Genomic DNA, 12,636 nt, shown 5'->3' on the forward strand with positions numbered 1-12,636 from the left:
GGACATCACAACCGAATGTTGCTGCCTGTCTGTATCCTCCGGTCTATTTTAAGAAATAGGCCATTAGAACATCATCCACAAATTGACCTGCGATATAAAACTCCTCATGCAGTCGCCCTTCAATTGCAAAACCACATTTTTCATAAAACATAAGGGCTTCCGTGTTACAGGAGAGTACACGCAAACTTAACTTGCGTATGCCCTCCGCAGCCGCAATCTCCTTCATGGAGTTCATGAGCGCCGTCCCAATACCTTTGCGATGATAGTCTGGACGCACAGCTATATTTATTTCGAGTACATGACAATTACTAGCCAACAGCGTTGGAGGACGAAATCCAATATACCCGCAGAGCACTTCCTGTTCGATGGCGACCAGTTGAGAGCCTGGAGGCGTATTGCGCAGAAACTCTCCGCGCGACTTCCATGACAGCGAAGCAGGAGCCGTGCGTTCATTCCATACCAATTCATCCAGCGCAATCAGATCAGGAGCATCCTTCATCTCCGAATGACGTATCGTCAAGGGTTGACTTGTAAACAATTCCTTTCAATCCTTCCTGTGAAGGCTTTCCTGAAGCAATAACTGCAACCATTCGTCACTTATTGTACCATAATCGCAGCTCATTACTGAACTTTTATTAGGACTTAAGAACTGGGAACGTCCACCTTGGAAGAAGTGTCAAAATCACCCATATTGTGACGGTAACGATTCAACCAGCTATGCAGGACGAAAAATAGAATCGACAACACCGCTACGCCCGCTGCCAGCCAAAGTGTAGGAGGTAACCCACCGCCATCATACAACTTCCCCATAAAATAAGGTCCCATCACCCGTCCGGCTGCACCAATGCCCCCCACAAGTCCAATGTAAAAGGGGGCGCCCCGACCTCCATGATCAGACAGGAATGCTGGAACCGCAGGTGCAATCAGCATTTCTCCCAGAGTCGCCAGTACCATAGCGAATATCATCCCAGTATAGTTCTGTGTGCCCAGTATGACAATATAAGCTGCCAAATAAAATCCTCCAGCCCATGTCATTTGCGCAGAAGCGTGATGAGCGTACAGCCGTTTGATCCAGAAAATAATAGGTTGTGCGGCAAAAATGAGAATACCATTCAACGTCCATAATAATCCATACATCGTTTTAGGCAAGCCCTGTTCAATAATATGGGGAGAGACTCCCGTATTCCAGATCGAATTGCCGAACCATAAAAAAAGCGAGCCTAACCCCACAAAGAGATACAGCCTGGTATCACGAAACAGCAACCGAGCGGGTATTTCTTCTGTTTTCATCACAGACTTGCTGAGCTGGACTTCTCCCTCTTCCCGATCTACCCTGCTTAGATAAGACCAGAAGAATCCAGCAAATACCGCAGAAGTCACCCCGTTCATCACAAAGCTGAGCTGGTAGGAAAGGTCGGCCAGAACGCCGCTCAGTCCCGTTCCGAGTGCTACCCCAATATTGTTCGCGACATAAATGATATTAAACAGCTCTCCACGCCGGTCAGCAAAACGAAAACCTACAAAGGCCTGAATCGCAGGCACAGATACCACATTAAAAAAGCCGATAAAGCCCATCATGATGACAAAAGCCACCCAATGACCACTGGTAAATGGAAGCGAGAGAAGTCCCAACGCATTCATGGCCAGTGAGCCGACAATCAGTTGCTTGGCTCCAATACGATGATAAAGGGCCCCGCCCAGCACTTGACCAAAAATTCCGCCTAAAGACTGCACTAAAATTGCAATTCCCGCGTCTTCCATACTACGGTTCAGTTCGTCAAATACATACATGCTAACGAGCGGCCACATGAGGGAACTTCCGGCGGAATTAATCAGGCTGGCAATGAGAAATACTTTTACTTCTTTCGGATAAGACTCCAACCATTTCATATGTTTTGCTTCTCCTTTTGCACCTGGCGCCATGAAAGGCAGTTTCTCATTGGCGCTTCACATTCACCACCGTTGAGAAAAAAGTAGCCCCCTGCCCCATATCCGACAGCCGGTCAGAGGTTAACGCATTGGCGCGCTGTCTGCGTCCTTTGCCTTTCCACCATAATCCTTGGCTAATCACCGTGCCGGGCAGCATCAGATCGGTGACCTTGGCTTTCAATTCATACATCCCCCTGTCATTCCAGACGGTAACCGGATCACCATCTGCGATGTCTCTTGCCTGAGCATCCTCCGGGTGAATTTGCAGCAAGGGCTCCCGTTCCAAGCGCTGATGTTTGGGCAAATTAGCAAATGTAGAATTCAAAAAATTATGGTTTGGCGGTGAAACAAACATCAATGGAAAACGGTCATCCGCTTGCGGCCGATGCTCTCCGTCATACCCTTCGACCAGCGGTACATAGGAGGGCAATGCAGGCAGACCTGCTTGTTTCATCTTTTCCGAATACAACTCTATCTTGCCTGAAGGCGTAGTTAAACGCTCCAAATAAGTAGCCTTTGGCGTCATATCGAGCTTTACAAAAGGCGACTTTATTAAGGCATCCAAGGTTACACCATTGAGATAAGGGTTCGTTGGATTATCAAGCGCTCCTGTGATCATATCCTCTTCACTTTCCGTAAAGGCAGCTTCATCAAAGCCCATTGCCTGTCCGAGCAGGCTAAATAGCTCATAATTGCTTTTGCTTTCCCCTAGCGGATCAATAACAGGCTTCTGCATCTGGATATAGTGGTGCCAGTACGATTTGTATAGATCTGTTCCTTCAAAAGAAGACGCAGCAGGCAGCACAATATCTGCATAGCAGGCCGTATCAGTAAGGAACAGGTCATGAACAACCGTAAACAGATCCTCTCGTTCAAATCCCTCCGTTACCCGTTGCGAATCGGGTGCTACAACTACCGGATTACTACAATATACGAATAACGCCTTAATCGGCTGTTCCTTTTGTAGCAGCGCCTCTCCAATCCGGTTCATGTTGATCACCCGGGCATCCGGGTTCTGTCGCAGATCAGGACGCTCCAGATGGGCGCTGTTAATCTTGGCATAAGCGCCATTGGAGCGCGACGCTCCTCCGCCGTGCTTCAACCATTGTCCAGTGAGTGCAGGCAAGCATGTAACTGCGCGTACGTTCATACCGCCATTATCATGGTGCTGAAGCCCATTTCCAATATTGATATAGGCCGCTCGCGCCTTTCCGTACATTTCCGCCAAACGGATAATATCCTCTTTCGGCACGCCGGTAATCCGCGAAACCCGCTCTGGTGTATAGGTCTTAACATGCTCGCGCAGTTCCTCGTGACCTACAGTATAGCGATGTAAAAATTCGTCGTCTGTCAGTCCCTGATCAAACAGTACATGCATAACCCCCAGCGCAAGCGCCGTATCCGTACCCGGATATAACGGAATGAACCAATCCGCCCATTGCGCCGTCCGGTTGCGATGAACATCAATTACGACCACCTTAGCACCTTTTTTACGTGCTTTCTCAGCCAATACGACCTGATGCATGTTGGTGCTGATGACATTTCCGCCCCATACAATAATGAGATCTGCATCCTCTGTATCCTCCGGGCTCGTGCCGCCCTTAAACCCCATAACGGATGCCCAGCCTTCATTCCCAGCCACGCTACAAATCGTCTGATCCAGCTGGCTTGAACCCAGTGCATTGAAAAAGCGACGATCCATTCCATCCACACTCAATACGCCCATATTGCCATAAAAGCTGTAGGGGAGTATGGATTCCGGTCCATCCGTGCGTATCAGCTCCTTGAACCGACCTGTAATGGTATCGACCGCTTCCCCCCAGCTAATTCGTTCAAATTTCCCTTCCCCTTTGGCACCTACACGCTTCAACGGATAAAGCACCCGATCCGGATCATATACGCGCTCGGTCATATTGCGGACTTTGTTGCATATAGCCCCTTTCGTAATGGGATGATCCGGATTACCAGTCACCTTGACTATCTTTCCATCTTCCTTGTGAAGCAGGAGCCCACACGTATCCGGGCAATCCAACGGGCATACAGCCGGAAAAACACCGTTCTGCTGCTCCGTCATTCGCTGTCCTCTTTGTAGATTTTGTTGAAGTGTGGCCTCAAGAGGCGCGCTATTGCGATGATCCATGGTTAAATGCTCCTTTCCGTTACCGTTTCCAAAAATTACACTGTTCTTATCATATCTACAGCTTTGGCCTATGGCAAGAGAAGGATTTTACCACACAGCAGCTCTCCAAAATATATAAAAAATCCGTCTGCTGCATAGAGCAAAACGGATTTTAAAAAGTATAATTATTTTTTTATCATTCTGTTTCATCATTACATACCCAGGGTAAAAGAGATCAAGGCATTATGGACGAGAGCACACTCATCCTCCATGCCAAATCATGGACCACTCCCAAAAAAATCCGCCATGACAGGTTTCGTTCCCCCGGGCCTGTCATGGCGGATTTGCTTTGTTTATTGCTTCATAAAGTAACGTGATTATGCATGATCACTCAACGGCTTGGATGTAACTGAAGAAGTAGTTTGAGGTTCATTCACGGAATGTGTGTTGGCTTGAGTTTTTTTCAGATAGGCCAGCCAGTAGGCTCCAGCCACAAACAGACTGCCTCCTACCAAATTCCCCAACCAGACCGGAATGAAATTCATAACATACTCTGCCCACGAAAAATGACCTGCAAATATAGCCGCCGGAATGAGAAACATATTGGCAACAACGTGCTGGAATCCAATAGCAACAAAGGCCATGGTCGGGAACCAAATTCCCATAATTTTGCCGCCGATAGAGTCTGTGCTATATGCCATCCATACAGCCAGTGCTACGAGCCAGTTACATCCTATACCTGATATAAAAGACTGCAAAAAGCTTTCATGCAGCTTATGCCCTGCCATATCCACCACTTTATCCAGGTAAGGACCCGTTTCGGTCAAGCCTAGAACATGCCCAAAGAAAAACGCAACAAATAATGCACCTGCAAAATTACTGAGCGTAATAATTGCCAAATTACGAAGCATGGCTCCTGTCTTAATTCGTCCTGCCCATCTCGCCAAAGGGACTGCCATCATATTGCCGGTCAGCAATTCCCCACCAGCTATCAAAACTAACACCAGACCTACAGGGAACACCGCAGCTCCAATAAAGGTAGCAATGCTTCCCCATTCTTTAGGTGCACTTGCAATAACGCGTATATCCAGCAAAAACCCGAGTGCAATAAATGCACCTGCCAAAAATCCCAATACCACCGCCACAGTCCACGGGTTATTCGCCTTGGCCACTCCTGTTTCCACCGTCTTTTCGGCAATTTGCCCCGGTTTATAGCTTGCCATCTGCCCCCGCTCCTTTAATATCTTTTAAACAAAATATTCTCCTTTCATATTTTATTTAAAATCAGTGATTTTGTTTGTGAAAAAAATCACTTTCTCAGCTATAAAAAAACAGCCCTCGAAAAAGGACTGTCTTTCTATTTTATTACATCTTTTTATTACATCTACTGCTACTGCGCTGCTATGCGCTTTACATTTAATTATATTCTTCCTTTTCAACGGCTTTCAAGAACCAAAGTACTCCGCCCAGACCGATGGCTGCGACAACTACAAGAAAAAGGATATAAAACAAACCCATTATCTACTTCTCCCCCTAATCCTTATGCTCTCTATATTGTACTATAAGGATTCATCCGTACGCTTTCAGATTGTTGACAAACTTATGAACAATGTCACAGACAAATCGGATTATACAGTAACTGGATTCCGTTCGGATATTGTAGGCAATGCCTGCAAACCTGCCGCGTTCAGGAAATTCCAAGGCTTGTTATAGTGCGGCTGGAAGAAGAAATCGACAAAGGCCAACTGATCAATGGTCATATGATTTTGAATGGCTACAGACAGGGTGTTAATGGATTGCGTCAAATCGACCTTCGACATAATTTGTGCCCCAACAATTCTCCGTGTCTCCTGCTCATATACAACCTTCAGCAACACCTTTTCAGAAGTTGGCATAAACTCAGGACGGTAGCTGTCCTCAATGGTTACAGCTTCTACAGTCATCCCCTCGTCCATTGCTGCGGCTTCCGTCATTCCTGTTCCTGCAATATTGTCTTCGTAAATTTTGATACCCGAGGTTCCTTGGGTTCCCATGTAGGCAATGGTAGGTTGTACCAGATTACGTGCCACCAGCGTACCCATACGAACCGCATTGGTCGCCAATGGGATATAAGCTGTTTTGCCGGTTGGATTATAACGAATTGCACAACTGTCGCCTGCTGCAAACACGTCTGGGCAGCTACTTTGCATATAATTGTCCACAATGATCGCACCGTTAGGCAACATATCTACCTGACCTTTGAGCAGATCCGTTTGAGGTCGGAAACCGATACAGAGTATAACAAGCTCTGTTTCATATTCTCCTTTGGAGGTCACGACCTTACTTACTTTACCGTTAGTCCCCTCAAAACGACTTACTGTCTCGCCAAGTACCAGCTTAATGCCATGTTCTCTCAGGGAATTCTCAATCCGGTCTGTATACTCATGGTCTAAATACTTATTCAATATACGATCAGCACTGTCGATCAGCGTTACGTTCTTACCGTTCATTTGAAAAGCTTCTACCAGCTCAACACCAATGTATCCAGCTCCCACGACAGTAATGTTCTGTACGTGCTGGGCTTTCTCTATGATTTCATTCGAATGATTATAGTTTTTGCAGAGCAAAATATGATCAAGTTCAATGCCTTCCAGCTTCGGAATAATTGGCCACGATCCAGTAGTCACAATCAATTTATCAAATGTATCCGTAAATTCCTCACCGGTTTGGAGATTACGTGCATGCAGCGTCTTGCCCGCTGTATCTACACTCGTTACCTCATGAAGCATCTTGGTCACTACACCCATATCAGCCAGTTGATCTGGGGACGAATAAAACAATCCGTGCGGATCTTTGACGACACCACCTACATACAGTGCAATACCACAAGATAAAAATGAAATATTGTCATTACGCTCATAGACCGTAATTTCGGCATCTGGATAACATTTAGCTGTGTTGACTATGGCTGCCGTACCTGCGTGTGTACATCCGATAACTGCTACTTTCATGTTGAATTCCTCCTTGGTGTGTGGGCATAAAATGTATAATAATTGTGAATGCTTTCACTTAGATAACTCATTACTTCTTGTGATTTATTTCACTTCATGCGCTTATTATAGTGTGATATTTTTCACATTACAATAGCTTTTTATGATATTCACAATTTGTCCACATTTTAAAAGGCAAGGATATCTGAACTCAGCCGTTTGCTGAAATCTTTTTTTGCTCCATTCAGTTTTCCCTACCTGCCTCTTGATTATGCTCCTGGAACAGACTTTCACACGATACGTCAATCTTTAGGCAAATGCGTATGTAGGGAATAAAAAAAGGTCCGTTTCCCCTAAGACAAGCGGAAATCAGACCTTGTTTACACATATACTTTGGAATTACACGAAGCTATTATAATAACTGCTCAATGGCCGTTTTCATCGCTTCCGGTGACTCCTTGGGCTCAAAGCGTCCCACAGGCACACCTTCACGATTCACAATGAATTTTGTAAAATTCCACTGAATTGTACCATCTTCCTGTTCTCCAGGCTGTTGCTTCTTCAAATATTCAAACAGAGGGGCTGTATCTGGTCCGTTCACATCCACTTTAGCGAATACCGGGAAATTAACCCCGTAATTCAATTGGCAAAATTCAGCCGCTTCCTCGCTGCTGCCCGGCTCCTGACCGCCAAACTGGTTGCAAGGGAAGCCTAAAACAACGAGTCCCCGATCCTTATATTCGTCATAAAGCTTTTGCAAATCCCCATATTGCGGGGTAAGTCCGCACTTACTAGCGGTATTCGCAATAACCAGCACTTTACCTGTGTAAGTTTCCAGAGAAACCTCCTGATTGGCTGGTGTTACGGCATTATATGAATAGACAGACATATAGCATCCTCCTTCATGTCGCTTGGTTTAGGTTCTCAACCTATTTTACCCAAAACGTGACGGACATGCCAATATTCACAAACCCTTACCGTGATGCTGCCACTTGGCGCACCCTCTAACCTCTTGCTGCTACTTGTGGTCTAGCATCACGCCGCTCGGCAACAGAACCCACCGTTTGTTTCTCTTCTACATTCATTCCCTTTACTGCTTGGCTTACCGCAGGCTGACCAGCCAAAGCATACGGAAGACAGAGTGGTACCCCCGTACGAGGATCAGTAACAATATCCGCCTCAATTCCGAACACCTCACGCAGCACATCTGGCGTCATAACCTCCGTCGGGGCTCCTACCGCCTTCGCTTTCCCTTTTTTGATCGCAATCATATGCTGAGCATATCGGGCTGCATGGTTCAAGTCATGCACGACCATAACAATGGTGCGTTCTGCCGAAGTATTCAGATACTCCAGCAGATGCAGCACTTCCAGTTGATGCGCCATATCCAAAAATGTAGTCGGCTCATCCAAAAACAGTATATCCGTATCTTGTGCAAGCGCCATAGCAATCCAGGCACGTTGACGCTGCCCCCCAGAAAGCTGATCAATCGGACGATCGTGAAATTCGCTCATTCCTGTTACTTGGATGGCCCACTCTACCATTTTGCGATCGTCCGCTTTCATGGAACCAAAACCTTTTTGATAGGGAAAACGTCCGTATGATACCAGTTCCGTCACGGTCAATCCTTCCGGTGCCGTCGGATTCTGCGGCAAAATAGCTAACTGCTTGGCTACCTCCCGGGTGGATTGCTTATGAATGGATTTACCATCCAACAGAACGCTACCGCCTTTAGGATTCATGATGCGAGCCATCGTTTTCAGAATGGTCGACTTACCGGAGCCATTTGCACCCACCAACGCTGTAATTTTCCCTTGCGGTATTTCTACGTTCAGATCTTCTACTATCAATCGATCTTCATAAGCAATATCCAGATTTGCCGTTTTCAGACGAAACATTTGGAATCATCCCTTTCCCTAATCCAATATATATAATCACGGGCTTAACGCACGACATTCATCAAAACTTCATTCTATCTTTATATAATAAAGATATTGATAATCATTATCAAGTGTTAACGCACAAAAAAAGATCACAGCCCTCAAGCTGTGATCTTCTGATTCTGGCCATTCGCATTAAGCCTGTACAGAGGACAGTCCAAATGCTTCAGCCATGAGACGTATAGATTTCATTTTGGCATCGAAGTCGTGAATAATGCTCGCAACCATGATCTCCTGTGCATTATAGTCCTTGGATAATTGCTCAAGCTGACGCTTGACCTGTGCGGGTGAACCAACCACCATACGCTTGCGATTCTCACGAATGCGCATCCGGTCATATGGCGTATACGGATACGCAAGCGCCTTTTCGACGGAAGGTGTTCCTGCGGAACGCGTTCCCTGTTCCAAAAGCACCAGGGACAAGTCCATGCTGGATGCCAAACGATTGGCCTCCTCTTCAGTATCCGCACAGATCGCAAATACGGAGACAAGCGAACGCGGTTGGTCACTATGCTGGGAAGGCTGGAAGTTTTCCTGATATCCCTTCATAGCACCTGTGCCGCCTTCACCATTAATAAACTGCGCGAACGCAAAGCCTACGCCACGCTCGGCGGCCAGACCCGCGCTATCACCGCTGGAGCCAAGCAGCCACATTTCCGGCACAGTCTCTACGAGCGGCATCGCCTGTAGCGAACCGAAGCGATGCTGGCTGCCTGTGCTATCGTGCAAGTAGGCTAGCAGATCATCCAGCTGCTCGGGGTACAGATCAATGCCGCCCCGCATTTTCCCCTCCTGCAAAGCTCGGGTAGCAATCGGCATTCCTCCGGGCGCTCGCCCCAGACCCAGATCAATGCGCCCCGGATACAATCCCTCCAGTACCCGGAAGTTTTCCGCTACTTTATAAGCGCTGTAATGGGGCAGCATCACACCGCCCGACCCTACCCGAATCGTCTGGGTACGAGCAGCCAGGTGTGAAATCAATACCTCGGGGCTGGACCCTGCAAGATTAGAGGCAGCATGATGCTCGGATACCCAAAAGCGATGATAACCCAAGCGTTCCGCCTCTATAGCAAGCTCAGCAGTCTTTTGTAATGCTTGTGCATGCGTCATGCCTTCCGATACCGGAGATTGGTCAAGAATGCTGAGTTTTATCATAAAAAGTCTGACCTTTCTATTTTGGAATAAGAATAGGCATTAAGTATAGCACGTAAAGCCACAGTTAACCAAGAGGGGCAAAATAGTAGATTTAACGCGCCCATTAGTCATGTTTACTTTTCATAGAGACTGCTTTTTACTTTACTTTATCTGCTTCATAAAGATGTGAACGCTTTTGAAAGAAACTAAACAGATGGGTCACGATGACTTTCAAGACGGCATAACCTGGAACAGCCAGTACAATCCCTACCACACCAAACAAATTGCCTGCTGTCAAAATAACAAAGATAATCGTAATCGGATGTACTCGAAGCGATTTGCCCATAATTTGTGGTGAAATAAATTTACCCTCAATAAGCTGGACAACTGTCCATACGATAACCATTTTGAGCAGCATGATCGGTGAGGTAACTATAGCTACGATTAACGCGGGTGTAATGGCAATTACAGGACCTAAGTAGGGAACCACGCTCGTAAAAGACGCAATGACCGCAAGCGTCAAAGAGTAGTCCAATCCAATAATCAGATAACCTATATATAGCAGCACTCCAATACAGAAGCTAACAATAATTTGTCCACGAATGTACGAGCTGACCTGATGATTCATTTCGGTCATGATACGATCTGTCTCTTTACGAAACATAGGTGGAAGCATTTTTAGAATCCACTGCGGCAGCTTGTGTCCATCTTTCAGCAAATAGAACAGAATGAACGGAACCGTAGCGATCGCAAGCACAGTTTCCGTAATCACACCCAAAAAGCTTCCCACACCCGTCCATGCATTATTGATAAAGCCAGATAACTTTTCAGAAGCTTTGGAGGCCAGTTCAGATGGATCTATTTGAATGGTGTTCTGGAACTGGTTCACAAAGTTACTGCCAATCAGTCGCTCAAACTGTTGTTTGACTTGCTCGGTATAAGCAGGGACATTTTGGATAAGGCCCTGTATCTGATCACGGATCACAGGTACCACCGACGTAACCACAATAGCGATAATCCCTATAATGAGCAAAAACAGAACAACAATGGAGTATACTCGCTTTACCTTATTCCGCTCCAGTACATCTACCAACGGATTGAGCAGATAGTACAATACACCGGACAAAATGACAGGGAGAATAATCGTTTTCAGCAGCACGATGACAGGGGTAAATATGTATGAAATTTTGGTAAGCACTAAGATATTCAAGCCGATCAGCAGCAGTACCAACAGGAATAACACAAACTTGTTGTTCAGAAAAAACTTCTTAAACCGGTCTTTCCATGCCGGAGTTATTTCCACATGACATTCCCCTTCTCTTTAGACAGATGAGTATACGTTCTTCATAATTACGATATATTTTTGGAACAAAATATACAAGGTTATACCCAAATAAACACAAAAGCAAACAAAGTTGTACGTTATTGTACGAACTTCGCTTGCTTTGAATGGTTATGGAGTATCATTTGTCGTGGTGGCAGCCTCCACCGTCGTAGTCACAGGTTTGTTTTCTTGATCAAAAAGATTCTGTATGAACCGCTTGAGCTTCCGCTCATCCACACCCAACACCTGTGCACCCTTGATGGTTTCCCCGCGCACCAGTTCATTTGGCGGGATTTGCTGCTTCGCTACTGTTTTAGCATCGATATTAAAACCCAATGAAGCCAACTGCAGCATTTCCGTTGTACTCAGATTCGTTTCAATATAAGGAGAAATGCTATTTAAAATACTTGGCAGTTTAATGAGCGACGAGGTCGATTGTATTTTACTGCCCAGTTCGGTAATGAATTTGCGCTGTCGCTCCGTACGTGTAAAATCCGAAGTCGCATCATGACGGAAACGTACATATTGCAAGGCTGTTTTACCGTCCATGTGCTGCATTCCCTTTTTCAAGTCAATATCAAACTGGTGTTTGTCTGCCTTGGAAGTGTAATGCATATCTTTTTCGACATCCAGGTCAATACCACCTACAGAGTCAACCAGTGCAATGAAACCATTAAAATCAGTATATACATAATATTGAATCGGTATGCCCAGAAGGTCGCTCACAGTCTGTCTGGTCAAATCCGGCCCACCGTAGGAAAAGGCAGCATTCAATCGACTTTGCCCATGACCCGGGATCTTGACATACGTATCACGAAGAATCGACATAAGTGTGGCCTTTTTCGTAACCGGATCAACAGAAGCAACCATAACCGAGTCAGAACGCCCTGAATCTTCTCCACGGGAATCTCCGCCAAGCAGCAGTATATTTACTCTTTCTGTTCCATCCCATTCCGGTGGGAGTGATACCTCTACAGGTTGTACATTGGTTGAAGTTTGGGTTTGCGGTTTAAATTTCGAATCCTGTCCGGAAGCAACCGAAATTTGGTTCGTAAAATGATATATAGAATAAGCATAATATCCGCCCACTAAAAGGACTGCAGCAGTCACAGAAATACCTAGCCATTTTAAAAATTTTCGCATATTTTCGGGTAACCTCGCTTTTATTCATCATCGTTCGGCTTTTAAAAGCATACCCTTCCGGCAAGTTATCTGTCAATT

General features: G+C 45.8%; 10 protein-coding genes. All 10 read right to left on the bottom strand.

Going from position 1 to position 12,636, the window contains the following annotated elements; all coding sequences use genetic code 11:
• Positions 1-43 precede the first annotated feature (43 nt).
• Entirely contained in the window at positions 44-538 is a 495-nt protein-coding gene (locus ACUC6J_RS22820; RefSeq protein WP_016822850.1) for a GNAT family N-acetyltransferase, read from the bottom strand.
• Between the two features lie 104 nt (positions 539-642).
• Complete coding sequence (locus ACUC6J_RS22825) at positions 643-1,890, bottom strand: MFS transporter (RefSeq protein WP_031462365.1); 1,248 nt, start codon at positions 1,888-1,890, stop codon at positions 643-645.
• A 46-nt stretch (positions 1,891-1,936) separates the two neighbouring features.
• Entirely contained in the window at positions 1,937-4,069 is a 2,133-nt protein-coding gene (locus ACUC6J_RS22830) for a molybdopterin-containing oxidoreductase family protein (protein WP_447249462.1), read from the bottom strand.
• Between the two features lie 356 nt (positions 4,070-4,425).
• Positions 4,426-5,271 (bottom strand): formate/nitrite transporter family protein, encoded by an 846-nt coding sequence (locus ACUC6J_RS22835; RefSeq protein WP_016822847.1) that lies wholly within the window; start codon positions 5,269-5,271, stop codon positions 4,426-4,428.
• Positions 5,272-5,676: 405 nt separating this feature from the next.
• Positions 5,677-7,038 (bottom strand): FAD-dependent oxidoreductase, encoded by a 1,362-nt coding sequence (locus tag ACUC6J_RS22840; RefSeq protein ID WP_025366031.1) that lies wholly within the window; start codon positions 7,036-7,038, stop codon positions 5,677-5,679.
• 391 nt (positions 7,039-7,429) lie between these two features.
• On the bottom strand, positions 7,430-7,906 hold the full coding sequence (locus ACUC6J_RS22845; RefSeq protein ID WP_016822844.1) for a glutathione peroxidase: 477 nt from the start codon (positions 7,904-7,906) through the stop codon (positions 7,430-7,432).
• 115 nt (positions 7,907-8,021) lie between these two features.
• On the bottom strand, positions 8,022-8,915 hold the full coding sequence (locus ACUC6J_RS22850; RefSeq protein WP_016822843.1) for an ABC transporter ATP-binding protein: 894 nt from the start codon (positions 8,913-8,915) through the stop codon (positions 8,022-8,024).
• Positions 8,916-9,092: 177 nt separating this feature from the next.
• The gene (locus ACUC6J_RS22855) at positions 9,093-10,112 is read right to left on the bottom strand and encodes an LLM class flavin-dependent oxidoreductase (protein ID WP_016822840.1); all 1,020 of its coding nucleotides are present in this window, start codon (positions 10,110-10,112) and stop codon (positions 9,093-9,095) included.
• Between the two features lie 136 nt (positions 10,113-10,248).
• Positions 10,249-11,394: an AI-2E family transporter gene (locus ACUC6J_RS22860; protein ID WP_016822839.1), complete on the bottom strand. Its 1,146-nt coding sequence runs from the start codon at positions 11,392-11,394 to the stop codon at positions 10,249-10,251.
• Positions 11,395-11,544: 150 nt separating this feature from the next.
• On the bottom strand, positions 11,545-12,558 hold the full coding sequence (locus ACUC6J_RS22865; RefSeq protein ID WP_016822838.1) for an LCP family protein: 1,014 nt from the start codon (positions 12,556-12,558) through the stop codon (positions 11,545-11,547).
• Positions 12,559-12,636 lie beyond the last annotated feature (78 nt).

It is taken from the genome of Paenibacillus sp. JJ1683 (assembly GCF_053006485.1).